This is a genomic window from Achromobacter agilis (assembly GCF_900496965.1).
In the GTDB taxonomy this organism is placed as follows: Bacteria; Pseudomonadota; Gammaproteobacteria; order Burkholderiales; family Burkholderiaceae_B; genus Achromobacter; species Achromobacter agilis.
Genome location: NZ_UFQB01000001.1, coordinates 21,862 through 48,691, shown reverse-complemented (window position 1 = coordinate 48,691; position 26,830 = coordinate 21,862). Strand labels below are relative to the sequence as shown.

The following is a 26,830-nucleotide window of genomic DNA, read 5'->3' as shown; positions in this document are numbered from 1 at the left end:
CCGGCCGGCGCATTGCGGGCCGTTGGCACGGGCAGCGTCGATGATAACCGGTACTGGGTGCCTGGCCGCGCCGCGGCGCCAATCCGCCTGGGCTCAGGCCTGCGCGCGCGCAGGCGCCGCGAGCGCCTCCAGCAGGCAATCGATGAAGCACTGCGCAGCCGGCGTGGGCGGCGAATCGGCGCGGGTCAGGATGGATACGCGGGCGGCCGGCAGCTCGTGCGCCAGGGGCAGCATGCGAAGGCCGCGCGGCAGCAGGCTGTGGTCGAACAGATTGCGCACGAAAATCCCCAGGGCATCGCTTTCGGCGATGATGGCCAGCGCCACCGCGATCGATTGGCAAGGAATCACGTCGCGGGGCGGGGGCAGTTTGTGGGCCGCGAACGCCAGCCGCAGCAGGTTGGCCGGCGCCTGGATATTGCCGGGGAGCAGCCACAGGGCGTCGTGCAGTTCGGCCAGGCTGCGGGCGCGGCGCAGCGGGTGGCCGGTGCGCGCGCCTACCGCCAGCGGCAGCGTGAACAGCGGGGTCCGGGCGAAGCCGTCGTCGATGTCGCCGTCGTACTCGGTTTGCACCAGGAAATCGTAGCGGCCCGATTCCAGCTGTTCGTGGCTGTAGGGCGGCGCTACCTCGTTGAAGGCAACGGCCACGCGCGGCATGCGCGCACGGAAGGCGGCCAGCGCGGCGGGCAGCACCGTCAGCGCGGCCGAGCTGAACGCCAGGTTCAGCGTGCCGCCTTCGCCGTCGCGCATCTGGCCGATTTCCTCTTGCGCCTTGCGCGTTTCCTGCAGGATCTGCACGGCGCGCTTGTACAGCGCTTCGCCATAGGCGGTCAGCTCCACGCCCCGCGCGCTGCGCCGCACCAGTTCGGCGCCCACGCTCTGCTCCAGTTCGCGCAGGCTGCGCGTGGCGGCAGGCTGGGTGACGAACAGCGCGCGCGCCGCGGCGCGGATGCTGCGGTGCTCGGCAATCAGTACGAATGCGCGTAGTTGGCGCAGGTTCATGGGCTGCGGTCCGGATCCAGGAATCGACCAGCGTCAGCATATAAGAAAAAGTACTCACTGGAACAAAAATACTGTCTTTTCCTTATCGTGTGCCATCCGTATATTCGTGCTCACGGGGCAGGCGCAGCATCCGGGTTCACGGGCCGGCCGCCACCGACACGGACATCAAGGGGAAAAAATGTCTATCGCTATCGCCGCCGCGCCGGGCCGGCAGGATCTCCATACGCCGGCGATGCGCCGGCGGGTCATCGCAGGCACCACGATCGGCAACGCGCTGGAGTTCTTCGACTTCACCGTCTTCACGTTCCTGATGCTGGTCATCGGGCCGCTCTTCTTTCCGGCGGCATCGAGCTATGGGCAGCTGCTGCTGACCACCGCCACCTTTGGCGTGGGCTTCCTGATGCGCCCGGTGGGTGGCATGCTGATCGGGTCCTACGCCGACCGCCATGGGCGGCGCGCGGCCATGACGCTGACCTTGTGGCTGATGGGCCTGGGGTGCGCGCTGATCGCCGCCGCGCCGACCTATGCGCAGATGGGCGTGGCGGGGCCGGTGCTGATGGTGTTGGCGCGGCTGATCCAGGGCTTCGCGGCGGGCGGGGAGGTGGGCGCATCGACGACCTTGCTGGTGGAGCATGCGCCGCCGGAGAAGCGCGGTTTCTATTCCAGCTGGCAGTTCGGCAGCCAGTCGCTGGGCGTGATGCTGGGCGCGCTGACCGTGGCGCTGCTCACGGCCGCTCTGAGCAAGGAGCAGATGCAGGCCTGGGGCTGGCGCGTGCCGTTCGTCATCGGCATCCTGACCGTGCCGGTGGGCGCCTACATCCGGCGCAACCTCGAAGAAACGCTCGAGCCGCCGCCGCGCGCCGCGGCGGCGCAACCCGGGACGGGCGCGGGCCACCAGCCCCTGCGCCGAGTGTTCGCCGAACACAAGGCGCTGGTGGTCAAAGGCATTCTGCTGGCGATCGGCGGCATGGTGTGCGCGCAGATCATCGGCTTCTATATGCCGGCCTACGCCAACAAGGAGCTGGGCCTGCCCGCCACGTCCACGCTGTTCGCCAGCGTCGTGCTGGGCGCCATCGGCTTCCTGCTTGCGCCCTTCGTCGGCATGCTGGCCGACCGGGCCGGGCGCAAGAAGGTGATCTTCTGGTCGCGCGCGGCCACGGTGTTCGCCCTGCTGCCGTGCTTCCAGTGGCTGGTGTCCGCGCCCAGCACCGGGCGGCTGATGACGGTGATCGCCTTGCTGGCGGTGCTGCTGGCCCTGCAGACCGCGCCGGTGATCACGATGCTGCCGGAACTGTTCCCGAAGGCGGTGCGCACGACCGGCATGTCGGTAGTCTATGGATTGGGCATTTCCGTTTTCGGCGGCTTTGCGCAATTCTTCGTGACCTGGCTGCTGCACGTCACCGGAAATCCGATGGCGCCGGCCTGGTACTTGATGGTGACCGTGACGCTTTCCACCGTGGTGCTGTTCTGGATCCGGGACCGCACCGGCCATGAAATCGATACTCGCGAGGCATAAGATGCAATCCACGACCCGCTATTTCTCCTCCAGCTACGCACAGGCACGCGACCGTTTCCTGTCGGCGGCGGCGCCGGTGGCCGCGCACGTCCAGTCCTATGCCATCGCGCCCGCGGGCAGCGAAGGCGAGTCGCTGGCGACCGACGTGGCCTTGATCGGCGACGCGAACGCCGAGCGCCTGCTGATCATGACGTCGGCCACGCATGGCGTCGAAGGCTTTTGCGGCTCAGGCTGCCAGCTGGCGCTGCTGGATGACGCTCCGATGCTGGAGCGGGCGCGCCGCGCCGGCGTGGCCCTGTTGCTGGTGCACGCCGTGAATCCCTATGGTTTTTCGTGGGTCGCGCGCACGGACGAAGGCAATGTGGACCTGAATCGCAATGCGCAGCCGTTCGACGGCCGCCCGCTACCGGAGAATCCCGGCTATGGGCCGGTCCACGGGCTGCTGTTGCCCCAGGAATGGCCGCCGACGGAACAGAACCGGCAGGACCTCGCCCGCCATATCGAGCAGCATGGCCGGCCGGCGGTGACCCAGGCCGTTTCGCGCGGGCAGTACACGCATCCCGACGGCCTGTTCTATGGCGGCGACTGGCCGGCGGCTTCGCTCGTGAATCTGCGCAGTATCCTGCAGGCCCACGCCAGCCGCCATGCCCGCATCGGCTGGATCGACGTGCATACCGGCCTGGGCCCGCGCGGCCACGGCGAGAAGATATACGCGGGCCGCCGCGACGAGGCCGAAGTGGCGCGGGCGCGCCGCTGGTGGGGCAGCGATATCGCCGTGCCATACCAGGGGAGTTCCGCCTCGGTGGACATCACTGGCCATCTGGCCGGCCTGATCTACCAGGCCTGCCCCGATTCCGAACCCACCCTGATGGCGCTGGAGTTCGGCACCTTGCCCTGGGAAGACGTGGTCCACGCGCTGCGCGGCCGCAACTGGCTGCGCGCCCATCCCGAAGCGAACGGCGTGCTGCGCCGCGAAATCCTGCAGGCCACGCTCGATGCGTTCTATTGCGGCCAGGAGGACTGGCAAGGCATGGTGCTGGGCCAGAGCCGCGTCGCGGTGCTGCAGGCCCTGTGCGGGCTCGAAGCGTAAGCCGCGTTGTATCCCGGGTTGCACCTGCTGCCGCATTGCGCTGCAGCAGGTTGCACCTTGCCGTGCGCGCATTCCAGGGCGCGTGCGGGATTTTCCTAGTGATGGGTTATCCCTAGTTGAGCCGCGCAGCAACCGGTCTATATGCTCTGGTTAACCGCAGAGGCCGCAGAGTCCTCAGGGGAATTTCAAGCCTGGCCGGCCTCAGCTGACAAGGAACCTGGATTTGCATAACGCGCCTCCTTTGACCTCGGCCGTCACGGCCACCCGGGAGCAGCCCCTGCGGATGATCCCGTGGGCAACGTGGCTGCATCGCGTCTTCGTGGTCCTCATGTACGCGTTCATGCTTTGCCCCATCGTGCTGGTGGTCTGGCTGAGCTTCTTCAAGGACGCCATCCTCTATTTCCCCCCGTCCGGCTATACGCTTTCCTGGTACGTGAAGGCCTGGGACAACCCCGCGTTCGCCAATGGCTTCCTGTTCAGCCTGCAGGTGTCGCTGGTGGCGGCCTTCATCGGCGTGGCCATGGGCGTGCTGGCGGCCGTGGGCATCGCGCGCTACCGCTTCAGGGGCAGCAAGGGCATCAATACGCTGCTGCTGTCGCCGTTGCTGATCCCGGGCATCGTGGCGGGCGTGGGCATTTATCTGTTCTATCTGCGCGCCGAAGAGGCGCTGGATCAGGACATCATCGGCACGTTCGGCGGGCTGGTGATCGCCCACGTGTGCCTGACCATTCCCTGGACGGTCAGGCTGGTCACCGCCGGCATGGCGGGCCTGGACGGGTCCATCGAGGAGGCGGCGCGCAACCTGGGCGCGAGCGCACCGGTCGCGTTCATGCGCGTCACGCTGCCCATGCTGCGCCCGTCCATCGTGGCCGCCGCGCTGTTCAGCTTCGTCGTGTCTTTCGAGAACCTCGAATTGTCGCTGTCGCTGGTCGGGCCCGGCCGCACCACGCTGCCCATTGCGATCATGCAGTACCTGGAATTCAACCTGGATCCGACCATCGCCGCGGTGGCCTCGGTGCAAATTCTGCTGTTGGGCATCATCATGCTTGTGACCGACCGCTATGTGAAACTCAGTCAGGTGGTGTAGAAGATGGCGAAGGTCTCGATCGAAAACATCCGCAAGCAGTTCGGCGCGGCGGTGGCGGTGTCCGATTTCTCGCTGGAGATCGGGGAAGGAGAGCTGGTCGCCTTCCTGGGCCCCAGCGGCTGCGGCAAGACGACCACGCTGCGCATGATCGCCGGTTTCATCGCGCCCACGGCGGGGCGCATCCGCATCGGCGAAACCGACGTGACCCGCCTGCCCGTGCACAAGCGCGATACGGGCATGGTGTTCCAGCGCTATGCGCTGTTCCCGCACATGACGGTGGCGGAGAACGTGGCCTTCGGCCTGGAAATGCACAAGATTCCCAAGGCGGACCGGGACGGCAAGATCCGGCGCGTGCTGGACATGGTGCGCATGAGCGAGTTGCGCGACCGCTATCCGCGCCAGCTGTCCGGCGGACAGCAGCAGCGCGTCGCGATCGCGCGCGCGCTGGCCATCGAGCCCAAGGTCTTCCTGCTCGACGAGCCGCTGTCCAACCTGGACGCCAAGCTGCGGGTGGAGGTGCGCGAAGAGATCCGTTCCCTGCAGCAGCGCCTGGGGCTCACCACCATCTTCGTCACGCACGATCAGGAAGAGGCGCTGGCGATCGCGGACCGCATGGCCATCATGCACGATGGCATCGTGCAGCAGGTCGGCGCGCCCGACACGCTGTATGAGCGGCCGGCCAATCTGTTCGTGGCCGACTTCCTGGGCAAGATGAACGTGTTCAAGGGGCAAGGCGCCGCCGACAACGTCTTCCAGACCGAGGCCGGCCAGCGCATCGCGGCGCCGGGCGGCGCCGGCGCCACGCACGTGGGCGTGCGGCCGGAGCGGGTGTGCTTGCGCGAACAACCCTCGGGCGGGAACGCGCTGGCTGGCGTGGTCGAGTCCTCGCTCTACCTGGGGTCGGTCCTGGAGGTGCGCGTGCAGCTGGAGGGCGGCAACCGAATGATCAGCCAGGTCGTCAACGGCGGCGCGCGCCAGGCGCGGCCGGCGCCCGGCGCACGCGTCTACGCGTGTTTCGAGCCGGACGACTGCGTGGCATTCACGCAATAGGAACCGCCATGACGACCGCGACGCAAGACAGGCCCCGCAGGGGCTGGCTGGGGCCGGGGCTGGCGTTTCCGGCATCGCTGGTGGTGCTGGCGATCATTCTGGTTCCCATCCTGCAACTGGCGCGCTACAGCTTCAACCGCTTCGATCCGGCGGAGCTCATGCAGACCGCGTTCACGTTCGAGAACTACGCCAAGTTCTTCGGCGATCCCTACTATCGCGACATTTTCCTCACGACGCTCGGCATCGCCGGGCTGTGCACGGTGCTGGCGCTGGTGCTGGGCTTTCCCGTGGCGTATTTCCTGGCGCGCACGCAAAGCCGGTACAAAAGCCTGTTCGTGATCCTGCTGGTGTTCCCGCTGATGGTCGGCAACGTGGTGCGCGCCGCCGGCTGGATGGTGGCGCTGGGAAACGCCGGCGTCGTGAATGCGGTCCTGCAGGGGGTGGGCCTGATCGACAAGCCGCTGAGCATGATGTACACGCCCACGGCTGTCGTCATCGGCACGACCGCCGTCGTCATGCCCTACCTGATCCTGACGCTGCAAAGCGTGCTCGAAGGCATGGATCTGTCCGTCGAAGAGGCCGCCCGCAACGTCGGCGCCAGCTTCTTCACCACGCTGCGCCGCATCGTGTTGCCCATCGCCGCGCCGGGCGTGGCGGCGGGGACGATGCTGGTCTTCATCCTGTGCATGAATGCCTACGCCACGCCCGTGCTGCTGGGCGGCTCCGGCCTGACCATGATGGCGCCCGCGCTGTACGACCAGATCACGCGCGCCTCCAACTGGCCGTTCGGCGCCGCGCTGGCCGTGATCCTGGTCTGCGGCACGCTGGTCATCGCCCTGCTTTCCAACTGGTTGATCCATCGCCGCTATATCAAGACCATGGCGTCCTGACTTCGACTCCCCACAAGGAATTCCTCATGGCTTCTGTATTGTTCAAGAACGCGAACCTGCTCGATCCCCTGCAGGCGGACCTGCTGGAAGGCCAGCACGTGCTGGTCGAGGACGGCGTCATCAAGGAAGTCTCCGACCGGCCGATCGCCGCCGCCTCCGCGCGCACGATCGATGCCGCGGGCCGCACGCTCATGCCCGGGCTGATCGACCTGCACGTGCACGTGCTGGCCACGCAATTGAATCTCAGCACGCAGGGCGTGCTGCCGGACGCGCTGGTCATGATGCGCGCCGTCCCGATCATGGCGGCGATGCTGCGCCGCGGCTTCACGACCGTCCGCGACGCCGGCGGCGCGGGCTGGGGCCTGAAGTGCGCCGTGAACGAAGGCACGGTCAAGGGGCCGCGCCTGTTCATCTCGGGCCGCGCGATCAGCCAGACGGGCGGCCACGGCGATCCGCGTCCGCGCTCCGATCACCTGCGGCCGATGAGCTTCTGCGGCTGCTGTTTCCGCGCCGGCGACATCGGCCGCGTGGCCGACGGCATCGACGACGTACGCAAGGCGGTGCGCCAGGAGCTGCAGATGGGCGCCGACCAGATCAAGATGATGGCGTCCGGCGGCGTCGCCTCGCCCACGGATCCGATCGCGTCCTACGGATACTCGGAAGAGGAAATCCGCGTGATCGTCGATGAGGCCGCCAGCCGCCAGACCTATGTGATGGCGCACTCGTACACGGCGGACGCGATCGAGCGCGCTATCCGCAATGGCGTGCGTACGATCGAACACGGCAACCTGATCGATGAGCGCGTGGCGCGCTACATGGCGGAGAAGGGGGCTTTCGTGGTGCCGACGCTGGTGACATACGAAGCGCTGGCGAACGAGGGCGCCGACTACGGCCTGCCGCCGGACTCCGTGGCCAAGATCGCCACGGTGCGCACCGCCGGCCTGCATTCGCTGGAGATCTACAAGAAGGCGGGGGTGAAGATTGGCTATGGTTCCGACCTGCTGGGTCCTTCGCAGCGGCTGCAAAGCGATGAGTTCCGCATCCGCGCCGAGGTGATGACGCCGCAGGAAGTGATCCAGTGCGCCACCACCACCGCCGCCGAAGTCCTGAACCAGACAGGGCAGCTGGGCCGCATCCAGGCAGGCGCGCTGGCCGATGTGCTGCTGGTGGACGGCAACCCCTATCGCGACCTGTCCTGCCTGCTGGGCCAGGGCGAGCACATCGCGCTGATCATGAAGGGCGGCGTCATCGAACACAACGGACTGGGAGCATAGGCGCCATGAGCGATCCCACGCAGATGCAATCGGAAGTCGGCGAAGAGTCCCGCGACGTCAATGCCGCCAAGGGCTGGCATCCGCCCTCGGCGCCCGTGGCCCGCGACCGCGGGCTGGGGCCGTTTCCCCGCCTGATCCTGCGCGGCGCCACCATCATCGACGGCACGGGCGCGCCGCCATGGGGGCCGGTGGACATCGTGATCGAAAACGAGCGGATCACGGGGCTGGTGAACGTCGGCACGCCGCATAAGGCCATCGATCCCAAGCGGCGTCCGGGCCCGGGAGACCACGAGATCGATTGCCACGGCAAGTTCGTGACGCCGGGCTTCGTGGACGCGCACGCGCATATCGGCACGCCTTACCACGCCATGAGCGGCATCGTTCCGCCTGCCGACTACATTTACCGGTTGTGGCTGGCGCACGGCGTGACCACGGTGCGGGAGATGGGCGCCATGGGCGGGCTGGGCTGGACGCTGGAGCAGCGCGAGCTGTCCGCCGCCAACAAGATCGCCGCGCCCCGCATGGTGGTGCACTCGGTGTTCCCGGCGGTCAACGACCGCGTCAAGACCATCCATACGCCGGAGCAGGGGCGCGAATGGGTGCGCAAGCTGGCGGCGCGCGGCGCCGACGGCATCAAGTTCTTCGGCGCGCCGCCCGCCATCATGGAAGCCGCGCTGGACGAGGCGGCTCAGCTGGGTCTGCGCTCGGGCTGCCACCATGCGCAGATGGCCGTCACGCGGGTGAACGCGCTGAAATCGGCGCGCTGGGGGCTGACCAGTTCCGAGCACTACTATGGCCTGCCCGAGGCCCTGTTCGAGAACCGCGTGGTGCAGTCGTTTCCCGCCGACTACAACTACAGCGACGAATACTACCGATTCGCGGTCGCGGGGCAGACCTTCATGCAGGCTGCGCAGCCGGGTTCGGCCAAGTGGCGCGAGGTCATGGACAGCTTCCTGGAGCTGGGCCATACCTTCGTGCCCACCTTCAACATCTACGACGCCAACCGCGACCTGATGCGCGCGCGCCGCGCCGATTGGCACGACGAATATACATGGAGGGCAGTCTGGAAGTACTTCCAGCCGCAGCGCGGCGGACACGGCGCCTACTGGTACCGCTGGAGCACCACCAACGAGATCGAGTGGAAGCAGAACTACCGGCTGTGGATGCAGTTCATCAACGAATACAAGAACCTGGGCGGCCGCGTGTGCGCCGGCAGCGATTCGGGCTTCATCTTCCAGATCTACGGCTTCGGCTTCATCCGCGAACTGGAGCTGCTGCAGGAAGCGGGCTTCCATCCGATCGAGGTGCTGCGCGCGGCCACGTCCCAGAGCGCGGCGCTGCTGGGCATCGATGACGATACCGGGTCGATCGACGTGCAGAAGCGTGCCGACCTGCTGATCCACAACCAGAATCCGCTGACCGACTTCAAGCTGCTGTTCGGCACCGGCGCCATGCGCTTGAACGACGAGACGGCGCAGGTCGAATGGCAGCGCTGCCTGGAAACCACCATCAAGTCCGGCGTGGTGTACGACACGGCCGAACTGCTGGCGGACGTGCGCGGCATGGTCCAGGGCAGCTGGGCGGACGACCCGGACGGCGAGCGTCCGCCTTTCAGCGGTTCGCCCGCAGGGTCGCCCTGCGACAGCGCGCAGGCGGCGTCCTGACATGGCGGTCGATCTGTTCCTGCTTTGCGGATTCCTGGGCAGCGGCAAGACCACGCTGCTGGTGGATTACCTGCGGGACCCCGACGGGGCGGATACCGGCGTGATCGTGAACGAAGCGGGCGAGGTCGGCGTGGATGGCGCTATCGTCGCCAACGACAGCGATGGCGTGCCGATGGCCTTGCTGGCCAACGGTTGCGTCTGCTGCTCGCTGCGCAGCGATCTCGTCTATACCCTGAGCGCGCTGCTGGACGCGCCCAGGCCGCAAGGCGCGGGGCCGCTCAAGCGGGTCATCCTGGAATGCAGCGGCCTGTCGCGGCCGGGGCCAGTCATCGCGTCGCTGGCCGATCCCGAGCTCACTGGCCGCGGCCTGCGCCTGACGGTGGTGTGCACCGACGACTGCGCGCGCGATCCGGACGCGCTGGCGGAGATAGACGAGGCGATGGCGCAGTTCGGCGCCGCGCACCGCATCGTGCTGACCAAGACCGATCTATTGCCGCCTTCCGCGTTGCAGGCGCGCGCGGCGCGCGCCGCCGCGTTGAATCCCCTGGCGGCGGTTATCGCCGAACCGGACCGCCGACGCGCCGTGCTGGCCGCGTTCGCGCCCGCGCAAGGCGTCGCCGACCTGGCGGGCCTGGCCGCGCACATGCTGGCGGCGGGCGGACAGGCGGCGCACCCGAGGATCCGCGTCATGGCGGCGAGGGCGCGTGCGGGCATCAGTTGGGCGGACTTCTCGGAATGGCTGGACAACCTGGCCGGCTTCTGCGGCGAGCGCCTGTTGCGCGTCAAGGCGGTGGTGCGTGTCAGCGACTGCGCCGAACCCATCTTGATCCAGTCGGTCGGAACCACCTTCAGCGCGCCCCAGCGCCTGACGCGGCAGCCCGACGCGCGCGACGCCATCATCGTCATTGCCCGCGACATCGACGCCGGTGCGATCCGGGCCTGCGCCCCGGACGCTCCCGTGGAGATGCTTACCTGATTTTTTCGCCGGGGCGCGGCGGCTGGCAATGCCGGCGCGGCGCCTGCTTCGTAGTAAGTCGTCAGTTCCCCTTCGATACGAGGTCGTTATGCAAGAGAAAAACCTGACTCGCCGTGGCTTCATCAAGACGGCCTCCGGCCTGGCCCTGGCTCCCGCCCTCGGCTGGATGCCAGGCATGGCGCACGCCGCCGGGAAAGAAATCGTCGTCGGGACCTGGGGCGGCGATTACCAGAACCTGCTGCAGCAGATCATCAATCCCATCGTCGGCAAGCAGGGCGTGAACGTGGTGTACGACACGGGCAATGCCGTCGGCCGCGTGACCAAGCTGCGCGCGGAAAAGAACTCGCGCCGGGGCAGCATGGACGTGGCGCTGCTGGGCGAAGTCGACATGTACGACGCCGAGCGGTCGGGCACCCTGGAGCCGATCGACGCCAAGAAGCTGCCCAACCTGGCGCACGCGATCGGCGCGCTGAAGACGCCGTACTCCATTCCGCATATCTTCAGCGCGATGACCCTGGTCTACAACACCGAGAAATTCCCCACGCCGCCGGACTCGCTCGAGGTGCTGCTGGATCCGAAGTGGAAAGGGCAGGTGGGCTTTTCCGACATTCTGTACCTGTACAACGCGGTGTTCGTCGGTCTCGGCGCGGGTGGAGACACCAAGAGCTTCGACGGCGGCAAGCGCTTCCTGGCCAAGCTCAAGCCGAACGCGCCCCGCATCTACCCGTCCAACGAAGCGGTGGCGGCGGCTTTCAAATCGGGCGAGATTTCCATCGCGTGCATGTGGAAGGCGCGTGCGCTGCAATGGCGGGACAGCGGGCTGCCGCTGGGCTTCGTGATTCCGAAGGAAGGCTCGGTGCCGGTGGCGTTCGAAGCGGCCGTGGCCAAGAACAGCCGCAACAAGGACGCGGCGTGGGAATACCTCAATGCCATGCTCGATCCCCAGGGCCAGATCGCTTTCGCCGAAAAAATGGGCTACGCGCCGACCGTCACCAACGCCTCGCTGCCCGAACCGCTGAAGCGGGTGGGCTTCTCGGAGGCCGAAGTCAAACTCCTGCATGCCTATGACCTGAAGGGCCTGACGGAAAAGAAGGCGGACATCCTCGAGTTCTGGAACAAGGAATTCAAGGCGGGCTGAACGGGGGCCGTGGGTGTCTGACACCCGGGAGGCACCGAAAAAAAACGGAGCGCGTCGCGTACGGGTGTCAGACACTTCGGCGTGGGAGCCGTCTGACACCTGAACGTGGAAAGGTGACACCCATGTGTGGAACGGTGTCTGACACCCGCATATGGGCAGGTGGCATCCGTACGTCGAAAAGTGTCTGACACCCGTACGCGACGCACTCCCAAGCTGAGGCCACGTCACCCGGGTGTCTGACACCCGCAATCCCACGACCAGCTCCCTTGCCTTTACGTCCCCATTCTTGCTTCTGATTTGAAATGTTATATCATTCATTCCTTATTTGTAATGATATAACATTTGAAGAGGGCAATAATGAACGGCAAGAAGCAGGGGCGGGAGCGGGAAATCGGCGTACGGAGCGGCCGGCGGCCATGCTTCAAGAGTGGTCTCACGCCCCTGGCCTGCGCATTGATGCTGGCTGCGCCGGCAGTCCAGGCCCAGACGGCGCCGGACGCTGGCGCCAGGACGTTGGCGCCCATCACGGTATCGGCCAATCCGCTGGGCCTGGACCTGAACAGCACGACGCTGCCGGCCTCGGTGCTGGAAGGCGATGCGCTGATCGAGCAGCGCACGGGGACGCTGGGCGAAACGCTGAAAAACCTGCCCGGCGTCAACAGCGATACGTTCGGCGCCGGCGCCAGCCGTCCTGTCATCCGCGGGCAGACCGCGCCGCGCGTGAAGGTGCTGTCCGACGGTTCCGAGGTCATGGATGCCTCCGGCATCTCTCCCGACCATGCCGTAACGGTGGAACCCTTGCTGGCCGAGCGTATCGAAGTGCTGCGCGGCCCCGCCACATTGCTGTACGGCGGCGGCGCGATCGGCGGCGTGGTCAACGTGGTCGACAAGAAGGTGCCGACCGCGGTGCCGGAAAAGGGCGTCGAGGCCGAGGCCGAGCTGCGTGGCGCCACGGGCACCAAGGAGCGCTCGGGCGCGGTGGGCATCACGGCCGGCGAAGGGCAGTTCGCCGTGCGCGTGGAAGGCATGAAGCGCCGCACCAGCGACTACGACGTGCCGGACTGGCCGGGCGGCAAACTGGAAGGCTCGTACAGCGAATCCTCGCAGGGTTCCGTCGGCATGTCGTGGATCACGCCGCGCGGCTATGTCGGCCTGGCCTTTACGCACCTGGAAAGCAAGTACGGATTGCCGGGGCACAACCACGAATACGAAGGCTGCCATCCGCACGGCACGCACCTGCACTGCGGCGGGCACGATCACGGCCATGACGAGGAGGAGGAGGGCCACGATCACGACCATGAGCACGAACACGGCGGCGTGCCCTACGTGAAACTGCGCAGCAACCGCCTCGATCTGCGCGCCGAATACCAGGACCCGTTCGCGGGTTTCGAGAAGATCCGCGTGCGCGGCGGCCTGACCGACTACCAGCACGACGAGATCGAAGGCGGCGAGGTGGGGACGCGGTTCAAGAACAAGGGCTATGACCTGCGCGTGGAACTGCAACACAAGCCCATCGCCGGCTGGCGCGGCGTGGTCGGGCTGCAGAACGCCTATAGCGATTTCAGCGCCGACGGCGAGGAAGCCTTCCTGCCGCGCAGCAAGACGCGCTCCAACGGCCTGTTCGTGCTGGAGGAATACCAGTTGAACGACTGGCGCTTCGAGCTGGGCGCGCGGCAGGACTGGCAGCGCATCTCGCCGTCGGACGGCGCGCCGCGCAACAGCCAGTCAGGCACGTCGTTCTCCGCCGCGGCCATATGGGATTTCGCGCCGCAGTATTCGGTGGCGCTGTCGCTGTCGCGCTCCCAGCGCCTGCCCACTGCGCAGGAGCTCTATGCCGATGGCGTGCACCTGGCCACCAATACCTACGAACTGGGCAACCCGGACCTGGGCCGTGAGACCTCGCACAACATCGACCTGACCCTGCGCAAACATTCCGGCGACACGACGTTCTCGGCCAGCGTGTTCCACAACCGGGTGAAGAACTACATCTATGCCAACACCCTGGACCGCTACGAGGACTTCCGCCTGATCGAGTACACCCAGCGCGACGCGGAGTTCACGGGGGTGGAAGGCGAGCTGCGCCATCAGTTCACGCCGGTGTTCTCGGCCGCCGTGTTCGGCGACTACGTGCGCGGCAAGCTGACCGGCGGCGACGGCAACCTGCCTCGCATTCCGGCGGCCCGCGCCGGCGTGCGCGGCAACGTGAAGTGGGGGCAGTGGTCGGGCGGCGTCGAGTACGCGCGGGTGTTCGCGCAGAAGGATATCGCCGCTTACGAGGACAGCACGCCTGGCTACAACATGGTGAACGCCGTGGTGGCCTACCGGGGCCAGTACGGCGCCACGGGCTATGAGGTCTACCTGCGCGGCACCAACCTGCTGAACAAGCTGGCCTACAACCACGCCTCGTTCATTTCTTCCGTGGCGCCGCTGCCCGGGCGCAGCGTGCTGCTTGGCGTGCGGATGACGTACTGAAAACGCCCGGCCGCCGCCGGCGGCCCGGACGATTCCGCGATGGCGGGAACGGGAAGGATCCCGTCCCGCCATTTTTCCGTTCTACGGGTAGACCCCGATATGGCCGCTGTTGACGTGTTCCCCTGTCCATTCCTAGAATGAAATTTGTGATCACATATCAAAAATTGCAGAAGACGGACACGGTATGGCCCAACAAGAACACTTCGATATCCGAGACAAGGTCGTTTTGATCACCGGTGCGGCAGGCGGCATCGGCGCCGCGCTCAGCCGGGCTTTTGCCCGGGCAGGCGCAACCCTGGTGCTGACCGACCTGGCGGGGGAAAAGCTGGACGCGCTGGCGTCCGAGCTGCGCGGATCCGGCGCAAAGACCGGAAGCTACGCGCTGCAGGTCGAAGACCGTGGCGCCTGCGCAGCGGTAGTGGCCGAGGCGGTGGCCGAGTTCGGCGGGGTGGACGTGCTGGTGAACTGCGCCGGCGTCAATACCCGCATGCGCCCCGAGCTGTATGCCGAAGAGGTCTGGGACCGCATCGTCGACATCAACCTGAAGGGCAGCTTCAACATGTGCCAGGCCGTGCATGCGCCGATGCAGGCGCGAGGCAAAGGCAAGATCATCAACATCGGCTCCATCCTGGCGCTGGCATCCAACGCCGTGACGGCGGCGTACTCGGCCAGCAAGGGCGGGGTCCTGCAACTTACCCGCTCGCTGGCCTGCGCATGGGCGGCCGACGGCATCGCGGTCAACGTGATCCAGCCCGGCTGGATCGATACCGCGCTGTCGCGCCAGGCGCGGGTGGATATTCCCGGGCATGCGGAGCGCGTCGTGGCCACCACGCCCATGGGGCGCTGGGGCGAACCGGAGGACCTGGTCGGCCCGGCCCTGTTCCTGGCCAGTCCTGCGTCCGACTTCGTGACCGGCGCGAGCTTGGTCGTGGACGGCGGCGTCACCGCGCACATCTGAGCGCGGCCGGAACCAACAAGGGGACAGCATGCAATTCGAGGAACTCGAACAGAAGACGCCGGTGCACACGCTGGCGGTGCAGGAAAGCGATTGGGCGCTGCTGACGCGCGCCGAGGCGCTGCGGCTGACGACGCTGTTCCTGGTGGCGCGCCGTTTCGAGGAAAAGATCCTGCAGCTGGACAAGCTGAACCTGGTGCACGGGCCGGCGCATTCCAGTATCGGGCAAGAGGGCGCGGCGGCCGGCTGCATCGCGGCGCTGCCCGTCGACACGCTGATGAACGGCACGCACCGCGCGCATCATCAGTGCATCGCCAAGGCCGTCAATGCGCTGTATGACGACGACCTGGATCCGTCCGCCGCCGGGTTGACGCTGCGCATGCGGCAGGAGATCCAGGGCCTGATGCACGAAATCCTCGGCCTGAAAGACGGCTGGACCGGGGGGCGCGGCGGTTCCATGCACCTGCGCCGCGCCGACCTGGGCATCATGGGCACCAATGCCATCGTGGCAGGCGGCATACCCATCGCTTGCGGGCACGCGTTCGCGGAGAAGCAGCGCGGCTCGGGCAGGGCGATGGTCACGTTTTTTGGCGACGGCGCGGTGCATCAGGGCGCCACGCACGAGGCCATGAACCTGGCGGCCCTGTACGGCCTGCCCATGATCTTCTTCCTGGAAAACAATAAGTACGCCGTTTCCATGAGCGTGGAGCAATCCACGTTCCAGACCGAGCTGCTGACCCGGCCGCAGGGCCACGGCATCGCCGCGGTCAAGGTGGACGGCATGAATCCGTTCGCGGTCTGGCTGGCCGCGCGCTGGGCGCGCGAACACATCGCCCGCGAGGGGCGGCCGGCCTTCATCCTGGCCGAGGTCTATCGCTACTACCACCAGAGTTCGTCGATTCCGGGTAGCGCGTTCGGCTACCGCACGCGTGACGAGGAAAATGCCTGGAAGGCGCGCGACCCCTGGCTGTTCCTGCAGCGCGAGCTGCCGGCGCGCGGCATTCTCGATGCCGGCGAACTGGCCGCCATCGACGCCGCCGTGACCGACGCGGTGGACGCGGCCGCCGCGTCCTGCGTGGAAGGGTCGGGCTCGTCGGCCCGCATCCGCGCTGAACTGTGGCCCGCCGCCGCCACCGTGGACCAGCACCTGGCGAGCGACATGGCGGAATTCGACGGCGTGCGCTATGCCGAAGCCGAAGACTACGCCGCCGAGGACATGGAGCCCCTGTCTTATATCGAGGCCATTGCGCGCGCCATGGGGGCGCGCATGGCCGAGGACGAGGACATCTACGTGTTCGGCGAGGACGTCGCCAACATGGGCGGAGGCACGGTGGGCGCCACCCGCGGCCTGACCGACAGGTTTGCCGGCAGGCTGGTCAACACGCCCATCACGGAGAACGGCTTCTGCGGCCTGGCCACCGGCGCGGCGCTCTCGGGCCTGAAGCCCGTGGTCGAATTGATGTACAGCGATTTCTTCCTGGTCGCGGGCGATCAGTTGTTGAACCAGGCGGGCAAGATCCGGCATTTGTTCAACGGCACGGCCAGCGTGCCGCTGGTGCTGCGCACCCGCATCCCGGGTCCGGAAGGCTACGGTTCGCAGCACTCGATGGATCCGGCGGGCGTGTTCGCCCTGTTCCCGGGCTGGCGCATCGTGGCGCCGTCCAATGCCTTCGACTACGTGGGCCTGATGAATTCGGCGCTGCGCTGCAAGGATCCGGTGCTGGTCATCGAGCCGCAGCAACTGCACCAGCGCAAGACGCCGGTTCCCAAGGACCTGGACTATTACATTCCCATCGGCCGCGCCAAGCGCGTGCGCGAGGGCGACCAGATCACGCTGCTAACGACCCTGACCATGGTGGACGAGTGCTGCCGCCTGGTGGAGGAGGCCGGCGTGCGCGCGGACGTGATCGACCTGCGCACGCTGTCGCAGCGCGATATCGACTACGACACCATCGGCCGCTCCGTCATGAAGACGGGCCGCGTCGCGATCGTCGAGCAGACCACGCGGGGCGCGAGCCTGGGCGCGCTGATCGCCGACGAGATCCAGCGCCGCTACTTCGACTACCTGGACCAGCCGGTTAAGCGCGTCACGGGCCGCTGGGCGCCGCCCGTCGTGTCGCAGGCGCTGGAGCGCGCCGCGCTGGCGGGCGAAGACGACGTCCGTACGTTGATCCAGGACATGCTGGCCGACAGCGCGTTGTCGGCCACACCCACGGGAGACGCCCATGCCGCGCGCGCTTGAAGGAAAGACGGTACTGATTACCGGCGCGGCCGGCGGCATCGGCCGCGCCACCGCCGCGGTTTGCGGCGAGCAGGGCGCCTCGCTGGTGCTGGCGGACCGGCAGGCGCCGCGGGAATTGGCGCAGCAGCTGAGCGAGCGCGGCATGCCGGCGCGCGCCATTGCGTTCGACGTCGCCGACCGGGCCGCCGCCGAAGCGGCCGTGGCTGGCATCGACCGCCTGGACGCGCTGGTGGCCAACGCGGGGTACTGCCCGTGGGACGACTGGAACGAGGCAGGCTGGGACGAGGTGTTCCACCGGGTCATCGATATCAACCTGCTCGGCCTCATGCACCTGACGCGCGCCGCCCTGGCGAAGATGAGCGCGCAAGGCGCGGGTCGCATGGTCTTGGTGTCTTCCGTCGCGGCGCGCATGGGCGGATTGGCGGCCAGCCCGCACTACGTCGCGGCCAAGGGCGGCACGCACGCCTTCGTCAAATGGCTGGCCCGCCGGGCGGCCGATTCGGGCGTCACCGTCAACAGCGTTGCGCCCGGCGCGACGGAAACGGGCATGACGCAGGGGCAGGCTTTCGATGCGAATAGAATTCCGCTGCGGCGCATGGCGCAGCCGCGCGAAATCGCCTTGCCCATCGCCTTTCTCTGTTCCGATGGCGCGAGCTACATCTGCGGCGCCACCCTGGATGTGAACGGTGGCGTCTATATGAATTGAGACGATATGGACAACAGCATACTGGAAGGCCTGCTCGACAAGCAGGAACGCATTACGGTCGCGGACCAGATCTACCTGAAGACCCGCGAGCTTCTGATGAGCGGGGCGGTTCCTCCCGGCGAAAAGGTGACCCTGCGCGGCCTGGCGGCCGTGCTCAACACCAGCCCGATGCCCGTGCGCGAGGCGGTGAACAAGCTGGTCGCGGAGGGCGCGCTGGAAATGCTGCCCAGCCGAGGCCTGCGCGTGCCCAAGCCGGGTCTGCCGAAGTTCCGCGAGATCGTGCGCATCCGTTGCTGCATGGAAGGCTTCGCGGCGGCCGAAGCCGCCAAGATCATGACGGACGAGACGGTCGCGCGCATTCGGCACTACGCCGACGAGTTCGACAGGCTGGGGCACAAGGCAAAGATCGACACCCTGAAGACCATCGAGGCCAACCGCAACCTGCATTTCACGTTGTATGAAGCGGCGGGCATGCCGCTGCTGGTGGGCATGATCGAGAACATCTGGCTGCAGATCGCGCCGCTGTTCTCGCTGAGCATGGGCAGCAAGGACCGCAAGTCGGAGAACTGGGAGTCGTTCAGCCATCACGCTGCGCTGCTGGATGCCCTGGCGCGCCGCGACGCCGAGGGGGCGCGCGCCGCAATCGTGGCAGACATCTCGGACGCCGCCCTGTACATCGAGAAGACAGGCAATTTGGCCAACACATAAAGCGAGTCAGACATGGATATCGAGGTCGTGATGCCCGCCATCGGCGCGGGCACGACGCAAGGCAAGATCCTGCAGTGGTTGAAGCAATCCGGCGACGCGGTCAAGGTCGGCGATATCCTGGCCGAGATCGAAACGGACAAGGCCGTCATTGAACTCGAAGCGCTGGACAGCGGCATCCTGCATCGCATCCATGTGCCGGCAGGCGATACCGAAGTGCCCGTGGGCGGCGTCATCGCCACCTTGCAGCCCGAGCGCGGCGCGGCCGTCGAGGCCGGTGTCCCGCCGGCCGCACCTGCGCCCGCACCGGCCGCCATGCCCGCGGCCGCGCCAGCGGCGCCGTCCGTCAGCGCGAAGCCGCAGGCAGGGCACGGCCTGGCCGCGCATCGCCTTTTCGCCAGCCCTTCCGCGCGGCGCCTCGCGCGCACGCTAGGCGTGGACCTGCACGCGCTTGCCGGCAGCGGCCCGAGCGGCCGCATCGTAAGAGTGGATATCGAACAGGCGGCCGGGTCGCCGCCGGCAATGCCCGTGGCGGCGCCCGCCGTTCCTATTCCCGCGGACGCGGCGCTGCGGCCGCACACGCCCATGCGCGCCACCATCGCGCGCCGGCTTGTCCAATCCAAGCAGCAGGTGCCGCATTTCTACCTGACGGTGGATTGCCGCATGGACGCCCTCATGGCGGCCCGCGCCGCGTTGAACGCACGTGGCGAAGCCGCGCCCGAGCCCGTGCGCCATTCGCTGAACGATTTGCTGGCCATGGCGGTGGCGCGCGCGGCCAGGCAGGCCCCGGCCATCAATGCGCAGTGGACGGACGAAGGCATCGTGCAGCTCGCCCAGGTGGATCTGAGCATCGCCGTCGCGCTGGAATCCGGCCTGATCACGCCCATTGTGCGCAATGCCGACAGGAAATCCCTGCGTGAGATCTCCGCCGAGATTTCGCAGCTCGCCGAACAGGCGCGCCGCGGCAGGCTGCGCCCCGAACAATACGAAGGCGGAAGCCTGACGCTGTCGAATCTGGGCATGCATGGTGTGCGTGAATTCGCCGCCATCATCAACCCGCCGCAAAGCGCCATCCTGGCGGCGGGCGCGGTGACCCGGCAGCCTGTGGTCGACGGAGACGAGATCCGGATCGGCCATGTCATGAGCCTGACCCTGTCGGCCGACCACCGGGTGGTGGACGGCGCGGTGGGCGCGCAATTCCTGAAGGCCGTAAAGCAGCTGCTGGAGAATCCGATCGAGCTGATTCTCTAGCGTCCTGGGCGAGTTCCAGGAGGCGTCCACGGCATCGGGAAAAGTGGACCGCGAACGGCGTACAGACCGACGGCGGCAAGACGAAGCACCATTACTTAAAGTCTGGAGACAAAGGAATGAAAATGCAGAAGCAGCTTTCCCGCATCGCCTGCGCGGCCGCGTTCGCGGCCATGGCCCAGGGCGCGTGGGCGCAGGCCGACATCAAGATCGGCTACAACAGCGACATGTCCGCCAGCGGTTCGGCCGACTTCGGCGTGTCGGCGCTGTCGGGGGCCAGGCAGGCCGCCGAGGAGATCAACGCGGCCGGCGGCGTCCTGGGGCGCAAGCTGGTCATCGTGCCGCGCGATGACGTGGGCTCGCCGCCCAAGTCCATCCAGAACGCCAATGAATTGGTGGACAACGAGAAGGTCGCGGCCATGCTGGGCGGCGTGAATTCGGGCAACATGCTGGCCTGGCTGCACATCGTGCAGCAAAAGAAGGTGCCGACGATTTCCCCGTCCGCCACCGCCACCGAGATCACCAACCGCTACAGCAAGGAACCGGCGAACTACATATTCCGCGTGTCCATGCGCGACCTGGACCAGATCACGCTGCTGGCTGCCTATGCGGCCAAGGCGACCAAGAACAAGAAGGTCGCCATCATTGCCGACACCACCGGCTACGGCCAGCAGGGCGCGAAGGACGCCGCGCACGTGCTGGGCCTATACGGAATCACACCCGTGGCCAACGAGAAGTTCGGTCCGAAAGACACGGATATGTCGTCGCAGCTGAACAAGATCAAGGCCGCCGGCGCGGACACCGTCATCGTCTATGCGCTGGCCGACGCCAACGGCCACCTGATGCGCAGCCAGGAAAAAATCAATTACTTCCCGGTCACGCTGGGTTCCTGGGCCAACCTCAGCCCCCCGTTCCTGCGCATCGCGGGCCCGGAACTGGCCAAGAAGATGATCTTCACCGCGTCCATCACGGAAGACTCTACGCCGCAATCGCGCGCGCTGTACGACGCCATCATGAAGAAGGAGGGCAAGCTGCCCACCTACGTGTTCGCGGCGCACGCCTACGACTCGGTCAAGATCCTTGCTGCCGCGATGACCCAGGCCCAGTCCACGGACGGCGAGAAAGTGCAGCAGGCGCTGGACAAGCTGGGCAAGGTCGATGGCGTGATCAAGTCCTATGCACCGGCATTCTCCAAGGAAAACCACGAGGCGCTGTCCTATCGGGACTTCCGCCTGGTGCGCTGGATCGACGGCAAGGTGGTGACGGTGGACGACGAAGTCAGCCGCGGCATCAAGCCGGACGAACTCAAGCAATAGGCACGCGGACGGGCGCCAGCCCGGGAATCAGGGCTGGCGCTTGCTCAAGTGGTTCACGAAAAGCTTGGCCGCGGTGGGCAGGGCGTCGAACGCGCGCACGCAGATCTGGATTTGGCGCCGGGCCCAGGGTTCCGATAGCGGGATGATGCGGATGTCGAACATGACCGAGTAGCGGCGGGCGATGTCCAGCGGCAGCACGCCGATTCCCAGCCCGGAATTCACCATGAAGCACAGCGCGTCGAAACCGGTGACCTGCACCTTGAGCTGGATGTTGCGCTTTTCGTCGCTGGCGGCGTTGGACAGGACGCGGTTGATGGCGCTGCCCCGGTGCAGCCCCACGAAATCGTGCTCCAGCGCATCGGCGAAGCGGAAGCCCGGCCTGTCCTGCAGCGGATGGTCGGCGGGCACGACCAGCGCCAGCGTGTCTTCGCGGTAGGGGTAGATCTCCACGTCATGATCAGGAGCGGTGCCCGAGAAAATGCCCACGTCCGCGGCGTTCTCGGCCACCGACTTGATGATGGTCGAGGTGATTTTCTCTTCCAGGTCCACCTGGACGTTCGGGTAGTCGTTCAGGAAGAGCTTGATGTCCTGGGGCAGGAACTGGGTGATGGCGGAGATGTTGGCGTGTACGCGGATAAAGCCGCGCAGGCCGCGCGAGTAGTCCCGCATGTGCACGGATATTTCGTCCAGCTCGTGCAGGGCGCGCCGCGCCATGGTGGACAGCGCGATGCCGGCGGGGGTTGGGCGGATGCCCTTGTTGGTGCGGATCAGCAGCCGGATCTTGAGGTTCTCTTCCAGTTCGCTGATGCGCTTGCTGATGGCGGCCGCGGCAATGTGTTCGTGCTCCGCCGCCGCGGCGATGGTGCCTTGCTCGACCACGCTGATGAAGAGCTTGAGGGAGGTGGGATCGAGGCGCATGGCGGGACGGGCGGAAAAGACGGACGGACGCCCCATTGTAGCGAAGCGCGGTCTGGCCATCGCGAACGGCGATGGCGGCATCGCTAATGACTGCTGTTGCGGAGGCTGCCGGCAGGGCTATCCTCCCCCAAAAATTCCGCCCCGCCCTCTGCGGACGGCGCGGAGCATGACGGATGGAGCGCGAGACAAATGAATCTGCAGAATAGCCAGCTGCTGCGGCAGCAGGCATACATCGGCGGCACCTGGTGCGATGCCGACAACCGGGCCACCATCACGGTGCGCAATCCCTACGACGCAAGCGTGCTGGGCACGGTGCCCAACCTGGGCCGGGCCGAGACGGCGCGCGCCATCGCCGCAGCCGATGCCGCCCTGCCGGCCTGGCGGGCCAGGACGGGCAAGGAGCGCGGCGCCATCCTGCGTAAGTGGCACGCGCTGATCGAGGCCCATGCCGACGATCTGGCGCTGCTGCTGACGATGGAGCAGGGCAAGCCGCTGGCGGAAGCCCGGGGCGAGCTCAACTACGCGCTGTCGTTCGTGGAATGGTTCGCCGAGGAAGCCAAGCGCGTCTACGGCGACGTGCTTCCCCACACCCGCGGCGACCAGCGCATGCTGGCCATCCGCCAGCCGGTGGGCGTGTGCGCGGCCATCATCGCCTGGAATTTTCCGTCGGCGCTGGTTACGCGCAAGGTCAGCCCGGCGCTGGCCGCCGGTTGCACGGTGGTGCTCAAGCCGTCCGAGCTGACGCCGTTCACCGCGCTGGCCCTGGCCTGGCTGGGCGAGCAGGCCGGCATTCCGCCCGGCGTGCTCAACGTGGTCATCGGCGACCCGGCGCCCATCGGCACGGAGCTCACCCAGAATCCCACGGTGCGCAAGCTGACGTTCACCGGCTCCACGCAGACGGGCCGTCTGCTGATGGAGCAGAGCGCTTCCAACATCAAGAAGCTGTCGCTGGAGCTGGGCGGCAATGCGCCGTTCATCGTGTTCGAGGACGCCGACCTGGACGAAGCCGTGCAGGGGCTGGTGCTGTCCAAGTTCCGCAATGCCGGCCAGACCTGCGTCTGCGCCAACCGCGTCTACGTCCACGCCAGCGTGGCCGATGCATTCGGCGACAAGCTGCTGGCGGAGATCCGCCGCATGAAGGTGGGCGGCGGCCTGGAAGCCGGCGTCACGCAGGGCCCGCTGATCGACCAGCGCGCCGTGGACAAGGTGACGCGCCTGGTGGCCGACGCCGAGGCGCACGGCGCCACGCTGCTTGCGGGTGGCAAGCTGCGCGCGCCTGGCACGCTGCTGTACGAACCCACCCTGCTCACCGGCATCACCGACGCCATGGAACTGGCGCACGAAGAAATCTTCGGCCCGGTCGTGGGCATCAGCACGTTCGAGTCCGAAGCCGCCGTGCTGGCGCGCGCCAACGACAGCGCGTCGGGCCTGGCCGCCTACTTCTATACCGCCAACCTGGAACGGGTGTGGCGCATGATGGAAGGGCTGGAGTACGGCATCGTGGGCGTGAACACCGGGGCGGTATCCAACGAGGTCGGACCGTTCGGCGGCATCAAAGAGTCGGGCGTGGGCCGCGAAGGCTCCAAGTACGGCATCGAAGAATTCCTGGAAATCAAGTACGTCTGCCTCGCCGGCAAGTCGTTCAACGCGCTCTCCTGACGCTTCGCGGATCCCTGACATGAGCCAAGCTACGCAGTCCTCCATCCGCGACGCGGACTCGTTCGATTACGTGATCGTCGGATCCGGCGCGGCCGGATCGATCCTGGCCAATCGCCTGAGCGCCGGCGGCGCCACGGTTTGCGTGCTGGAGGCCGGCCCGCCGGACCACAGCCCCTATCTGCATATCCCGGCCGGCTTCATCAAGGCGGTATTCAACAAGAAGTACGCCTGGCAATTCTCCAGCGAAGGCACGGCGCAGACCAACGGCCGCCGCGTGCCGATCCCGCAGGGGCGCACCCTGGGCGGCTCCACATCCATCAATGGCCTGGTCTACAACCGCGGCCAGGCGGCGGATTTCGACCACTGGGCGGCCCTGGGCAACACGGGCTGGTCCTATGAAGACGTGCTGCCGTATTTCAAGTCGATGGAACGCCGCGTGGGCGGAGACGACCGCTACCGCGGCCGCAAAGGCGAGCTGCCCGTCACGGACATCGACTGGATCCATCCGCTGTGCGAGGCGTTCATCGCCGGCGCGGTGGAGCAGGGCATCCCCCGCAATCCCGATTACAACGGCGCCGAACAGGCCGGCGTGGGCTACTTCCAGCGCACCATCGATCGCGGCTGGCGCATGAGCACGGCCAAGTGCTTCCTGAAGCCGGCCATGGCCCGCAAGAACCTGGAAGTGCGCACCTATGCGCAAGCCACGCGCGTCCTGTTCGAGGGCTGCAAGGCGGTGGGCGTGGCGTACTGCCACCCCGCGCATCCCTCGCAGGTCCGCGCCGTGCGTGCGCGCCGCGAGGTCATCGTGTCCTGCGGCGCCATCAACACGCCCAAGCTGCTGCAGTTGTCCGGCCTGGGGCCGGCGGACCTGCTGCGCCAGCACAACATCGAGGTCGTGCGCGACCTGCCGGGCGTCGGCGAGAATCTGAGCGATCACTATTCCGTGCGGGTCGTCGCCCGGGTCAAGAACAGCCAGACCATGAACCAGCTGGTCAAGGGCCTGAGCCTGGCCGGCCAGATCAGCCGCTGGCTCATGAAACGGCCCAGCATCATGGCGCTGAGCCCGTCGCTGCTGCACTACTTCTGGAAGTCCACGCCCGAGCTGACGGCGCCAGACCTGCAGGGCGTGTTCACGCCCGCCAGCTACAAGGAAGGCTACGTGGGCATGCTGGACGATTTCCCCGGCATGACGGCGGGCGTCTGGCAGCACCGCCCGGAAAGCCGCGGCCAGGTGCGCATCCGCTCGGCCGATCCGCTGCAGGACCCGCTCATCCTGGCTAACTACCTGGAGCACGAGGGCGACCAGCGGACCCTGGTGCGCGGCATCCGGCTGGCGCGCCAGCTGTTGCGTTCGCAGGCGCTGGCGCAGTACTTCGACAGCGAGGTCCTGCCGGGCCCGCTGTGCGAATCCGACTCCGAGCTGCTGGATTTCGCGCGCCGCTACGGCGTGTCGTCCTATCACGTCAACGGCACGGCCCGCATGGGTCCGGCCGGCGACACGTATGCCGTGGTCGATCCCCAGCTGCGCGTGCATGGCATCCAGAACCTGCGCGTCATCGATTCCTCGGTAATGCCGGCCATGCCCTCGGCCAATATCTGCGCGGCCACCATGATGATCGGCAACAAGGCCGCCGACCTGATCAAGCAATCCTGAAAACCAGTCAGCGATCACTCCAGTGATCCAGAAGGAGACAACGTGAGCATCAAACATTTCCCCAAGACGATGAAGGCCCTGCTGCTTGCGGCCGCGCTTGCGGGCGCAAGCAGCGCCGCGCTGGCCGACGACATCAAGATCGGCTTCAACAGCGACATGTCGGCCACGGGTTCGGCGGACTTCGGCATTTCGGCGCTGGCCGGCGCGCGCCAGGCGGCCGACGAGCTGAACGCGGCCGGCGGCGTGCTGGGCAAGAAGGTCGTGATCGTCGAGCGCGACGACGTGGGCGCACCGCCCAAGGCCATCCAGAACACCAATGAACTGGTGGACAACATCAAGGTCAACGCCATGCTGGGCGGGGTGAACTCGGGCAACATGCTGGCGTGGCTGCACATCGTGCAGCAGAAGAAGATCCCGACGATCTCGCCCGTGGCCACCGCCACCGACATCACCGGCCGCTACGCCAAGTCGCCCGCGAACTATGTGTTCCGCGTGTCCATGCGCGACCGCGACCAGATCGCCCTGTTGGCGGCCTACGCGGCCCGCGCCAGCAAGACCGGCAAGATCGCCATCATCGCCGACACCACCGGCTACGGACAGCAGGGCGCGAAGGACGCGGTCGAGATCCTGGGCCTGCACAAGATCACGCCCGTGGCCAACGAGAAGTTCGGTCCGAAGGACACGGACATGTCGTCGCAGCTGAACAAGATCAAGAGCTCGGGCGCCGACACGCTGATCGTCTACGCGCTGGCGGATTCCAACGCGCACGTCATGCGCAGCCTGGAAAAGATCAACTACTTCCCGACCACGCTGGCCTCCTGGGCCAACCTGAGCTCGCCGTTCCTGCGCATCGCCGGACCGGAGCTGGCCAAGAAGATGATCTTCACGGCGTCCATCACGGAAGACTCCTCGCCGGCATCCAAGGCGCTGTACGACACGCTGATGAAGCGCGACGGCCGCCTGCCGACCTATGTGATGGCCGCCCAGGCCTATGACTCGGTCAAGCTGATCGCCGCCGCCATGGAACAGGCCAAGTCGACCGACGGCGAGGCGGTGCAGGGCGCGCTGCAGAACCTGGCGCAGGCCAAGGGCGTGATCAAAACCTACGAGAAGCCGTTCTCGGCGCAGAACCACGAAGCGTTGTCGGTGAAGGACTTCCGCCTGGTGCGCTGGATCGACGGCAAGGTGGTGACGGTCGACGACGAGTACACCCGCGCCATCACGCCGGACGACCTGAAGCTGTAAGCAGGCCGGCAAGCGCCAGGCATTGA

Annotated in this window: 21 protein-coding genes; 19 read left to right on the top strand and 2 right to left on the bottom strand. The window is 66.9% G+C overall.

The window, feature by feature from the left end; genetic code table 11:
- Positions 1-93: 93 nt before the first annotated feature.
- Positions 94-999, bottom strand: coding sequence for a LysR substrate-binding domain-containing protein (locus AGI3411_RS00220; protein ID WP_129525448.1), 906 nt, complete (start codon positions 997-999; stop codon positions 94-96).
- 178 nt (positions 1,000-1,177) lie between these two features.
- Between AGI3411_RS00220 and AGI3411_RS00215 the strand changes: the two genes are divergently transcribed.
- From AGI3411_RS00215 to AGI3411_RS00140, 16 genes are all read left to right on the top strand, one after another.
- Positions 1,178-2,515 carry an MFS transporter gene (locus AGI3411_RS00215; protein ID WP_129525447.1) on the top strand — a complete coding sequence of 446 codons (1,338 nt, stop codon included), beginning with the start codon at positions 1,178-1,180 and terminating at the stop codon, positions 2,513-2,515.
- 1 nt (position 2,516) lies between these two features.
- The gene (locus AGI3411_RS00210) at positions 2,517-3,605 is read left to right on the top strand and encodes a M14 family metallopeptidase (RefSeq protein ID WP_129525446.1); all 1,089 of its coding nucleotides are present in this window, start codon (positions 2,517-2,519) and stop codon (positions 3,603-3,605) included.
- 283 nt (positions 3,606-3,888) lie between these two features.
- On the top strand, positions 3,889-4,692 hold the full coding sequence (locus tag AGI3411_RS00205) for an ABC transporter permease (protein ID WP_129525764.1): 804 nt from the start codon (positions 3,889-3,891) through the stop codon (positions 4,690-4,692).
- Positions 4,693-4,695: 3 nt separating this feature from the next.
- Entirely contained in the window at positions 4,696-5,742 is a 1,047-nt protein-coding gene (locus AGI3411_RS00200; protein WP_129525445.1) for an ABC transporter ATP-binding protein, read from the top strand.
- An 8-nt stretch (positions 5,743-5,750) separates the two neighbouring features.
- Positions 5,751-6,632, top strand: a complete 882-nt coding sequence (locus AGI3411_RS00195; RefSeq protein WP_129525444.1) for an ABC transporter permease — start codon at positions 5,751-5,753, stop codon at positions 6,630-6,632.
- Positions 6,633-6,658: 26 nt separating this feature from the next.
- Positions 6,659-7,906 carry a metal-dependent hydrolase family protein gene (locus AGI3411_RS00190; protein ID WP_129525443.1) on the top strand — a complete coding sequence of 416 codons (1,248 nt, stop codon included), beginning with the start codon at positions 6,659-6,661 and terminating at the stop codon, positions 7,904-7,906.
- Positions 7,907-7,911: 5 nt separating this feature from the next.
- The gene (locus AGI3411_RS00185; RefSeq protein ID WP_129525442.1) at positions 7,912-9,570 is read left to right on the top strand and encodes an amidohydrolase family protein; all 1,659 of its coding nucleotides are present in this window, start codon (positions 7,912-7,914) and stop codon (positions 9,568-9,570) included.
- A 1-nt stretch (position 9,571) separates the two neighbouring features.
- Positions 9,572-10,546, top strand: coding sequence for a CobW family GTP-binding protein (locus AGI3411_RS00180; protein ID WP_129525441.1), 975 nt, complete (start codon positions 9,572-9,574; stop codon positions 10,544-10,546).
- A gap of 88 nt (positions 10,547-10,634) precedes the next feature.
- Positions 10,635-11,684: an ABC transporter substrate-binding protein gene (locus AGI3411_RS00175; RefSeq protein WP_129525440.1), complete on the top strand. Its 1,050-nt coding sequence runs from the start codon at positions 10,635-10,637 to the stop codon at positions 11,682-11,684.
- Between the two features lie 456 nt (positions 11,685-12,140).
- A complete protein-coding gene (locus tag AGI3411_RS00170; protein ID WP_244240229.1) occupies positions 12,141-14,156 on the top strand; it encodes a TonB-dependent receptor domain-containing protein in 2,016 nt (671 codons plus the stop codon).
- Between the two features lie 184 nt (positions 14,157-14,340).
- The gene (locus AGI3411_RS00165) at positions 14,341-15,114 is read left to right on the top strand and encodes an SDR family NAD(P)-dependent oxidoreductase (protein WP_129525438.1); all 774 of its coding nucleotides are present in this window, start codon (positions 14,341-14,343) and stop codon (positions 15,112-15,114) included.
- Between the two features lie 28 nt (positions 15,115-15,142).
- Positions 15,143-17,353 carry an alpha-ketoacid dehydrogenase subunit alpha/beta gene (locus tag AGI3411_RS00160; RefSeq protein ID WP_129525437.1) on the top strand — a complete coding sequence of 737 codons (2,211 nt, stop codon included), beginning with the start codon at positions 15,143-15,145 and terminating at the stop codon, positions 17,351-17,353.
- Complete coding sequence (locus tag AGI3411_RS00155; protein ID WP_129525436.1) at positions 17,337-18,059, top strand: SDR family NAD(P)-dependent oxidoreductase; 723 nt, start codon at positions 17,337-17,339, stop codon at positions 18,057-18,059. Before AGI3411_RS00160 ends, AGI3411_RS00155 begins: the two co-directional genes overlap by 17 nt.
- 6 nt (positions 18,060-18,065) lie before the next feature.
- Positions 18,066-18,767 (top strand): GntR family transcriptional regulator, encoded by a 702-nt coding sequence (locus AGI3411_RS00150; protein WP_129525435.1) that lies wholly within the window; start codon positions 18,066-18,068, stop codon positions 18,765-18,767.
- Positions 18,768-18,779: 12 nt separating this feature from the next.
- Entirely contained in the window at positions 18,780-20,015 is a 1,236-nt protein-coding gene (locus AGI3411_RS00145) for a dihydrolipoamide acetyltransferase family protein (RefSeq protein ID WP_129525434.1), read from the top strand.
- 116 nt (positions 20,016-20,131) lie between these two features.
- Entirely contained in the window at positions 20,132-21,328 is a 1,197-nt protein-coding gene (locus AGI3411_RS00140; RefSeq protein WP_129525433.1) for an ABC transporter substrate-binding protein, read from the top strand.
- A 27-nt stretch (positions 21,329-21,355) separates the two neighbouring features.
- On the opposite strand, the gene AGI3411_RS00135 is transcribed toward AGI3411_RS00140, so the two are convergent.
- Positions 21,356-22,246, bottom strand: coding sequence for a LysR family transcriptional regulator (locus AGI3411_RS00135; protein WP_129525432.1), 891 nt, complete (start codon positions 22,244-22,246; stop codon positions 21,356-21,358).
- A 189-nt stretch (positions 22,247-22,435) separates the two neighbouring features.
- Between AGI3411_RS00135 and AGI3411_RS00130 the strand changes: the two genes are divergently transcribed.
- Genes AGI3411_RS00130 through AGI3411_RS00120 form a run of 3 tightly spaced genes read left to right on the top strand, consistent with a single transcriptional unit; the run spans position 22,436 to position 26,804 of the window.
- On the top strand, positions 22,436-23,905 hold the full coding sequence (locus tag AGI3411_RS00130) for an NAD-dependent succinate-semialdehyde dehydrogenase (RefSeq protein WP_129525431.1): 1,470 nt from the start codon (positions 22,436-22,438) through the stop codon (positions 23,903-23,905).
- A 19-nt stretch (positions 23,906-23,924) separates the two neighbouring features.
- Positions 23,925-25,559 (top strand): GMC family oxidoreductase, encoded by a 1,635-nt coding sequence (locus tag AGI3411_RS00125; RefSeq protein ID WP_129525430.1) that lies wholly within the window; start codon positions 23,925-23,927, stop codon positions 25,557-25,559.
- A 42-nt stretch (positions 25,560-25,601) separates the two neighbouring features.
- Positions 25,602-26,804 (top strand): ABC transporter substrate-binding protein, encoded by a 1,203-nt coding sequence (locus AGI3411_RS00120; protein WP_129525429.1) that lies wholly within the window; start codon positions 25,602-25,604, stop codon positions 26,802-26,804.
- Positions 26,805-26,830: the final 26 nt, after the last annotated feature.

Excerpts from the sequence above, each read along its gene's own strand:
- AGI3411_RS00220 (WP_129525448.1), bottom strand. The coding sequence starts at position 999 with ATGAACCTGCGCCAACTACGCGCATTCGTACTGATTGCCGAGCACCGC.
- AGI3411_RS00215 (WP_129525447.1), top strand. The coding sequence starts at position 1,178 with ATGTCTATCGCTATCGCCGCCGCGCCGGGCCGGCAGGATCTCCATACG.
- AGI3411_RS00210 (WP_129525446.1), top strand. The coding sequence starts at position 2,517 with ATGCAATCCACGACCCGCTATTTCTCCTCCAGCTACGCACAGGCACGC.
- AGI3411_RS00205 (WP_129525764.1), top strand. The coding sequence starts at position 3,889 with ATGATCCCGTGGGCAACGTGGCTGCATCGCGTCTTCGTGGTCCTCATG.
- AGI3411_RS00200 (WP_129525445.1), top strand. The coding sequence starts at position 4,696 with ATGGCGAAGGTCTCGATCGAAAACATCCGCAAGCAGTTCGGCGCGGCG.
- AGI3411_RS00195 (WP_129525444.1), top strand. The coding sequence starts at position 5,751 with ATGACGACCGCGACGCAAGACAGGCCCCGCAGGGGCTGGCTGGGGCCG.
- AGI3411_RS00190 (WP_129525443.1), top strand. The coding sequence starts at position 6,659 with ATGGCTTCTGTATTGTTCAAGAACGCGAACCTGCTCGATCCCCTGCAG.
- AGI3411_RS00185 (WP_129525442.1), top strand. The coding sequence starts at position 7,912 with ATGAGCGATCCCACGCAGATGCAATCGGAAGTCGGCGAAGAGTCCCGC.
- AGI3411_RS00180 (WP_129525441.1), top strand. The coding sequence starts at position 9,572 with ATGGCGGTCGATCTGTTCCTGCTTTGCGGATTCCTGGGCAGCGGCAAG.
- AGI3411_RS00175 (WP_129525440.1), top strand. The coding sequence starts at position 10,635 with ATGCAAGAGAAAAACCTGACTCGCCGTGGCTTCATCAAGACGGCCTCC.
- AGI3411_RS00170 (WP_244240229.1), top strand. The coding sequence starts at position 12,141 with ATGCTGGCTGCGCCGGCAGTCCAGGCCCAGACGGCGCCGGACGCTGGC.
- AGI3411_RS00165 (WP_129525438.1), top strand. The coding sequence starts at position 14,341 with ATGGCCCAACAAGAACACTTCGATATCCGAGACAAGGTCGTTTTGATC.
- AGI3411_RS00160 (WP_129525437.1), top strand. The coding sequence starts at position 15,143 with ATGCAATTCGAGGAACTCGAACAGAAGACGCCGGTGCACACGCTGGCG.
- AGI3411_RS00155 (WP_129525436.1), top strand. The coding sequence starts at position 17,337 with ATGCCGCGCGCGCTTGAAGGAAAGACGGTACTGATTACCGGCGCGGCC.
- AGI3411_RS00150 (WP_129525435.1), top strand. The coding sequence starts at position 18,066 with ATGGACAACAGCATACTGGAAGGCCTGCTCGACAAGCAGGAACGCATT.
- AGI3411_RS00145 (WP_129525434.1), top strand. The coding sequence starts at position 18,780 with ATGGATATCGAGGTCGTGATGCCCGCCATCGGCGCGGGCACGACGCAA.
- AGI3411_RS00140 (WP_129525433.1), top strand. The coding sequence starts at position 20,132 with ATGAAAATGCAGAAGCAGCTTTCCCGCATCGCCTGCGCGGCCGCGTTC.
- AGI3411_RS00135 (WP_129525432.1), bottom strand. The coding sequence starts at position 22,246 with ATGCGCCTCGATCCCACCTCCCTCAAGCTCTTCATCAGCGTGGTCGAG.
- AGI3411_RS00130 (WP_129525431.1), top strand. The coding sequence starts at position 22,436 with ATGAATCTGCAGAATAGCCAGCTGCTGCGGCAGCAGGCATACATCGGC.
- AGI3411_RS00125 (WP_129525430.1), top strand. The coding sequence starts at position 23,925 with ATGAGCCAAGCTACGCAGTCCTCCATCCGCGACGCGGACTCGTTCGAT.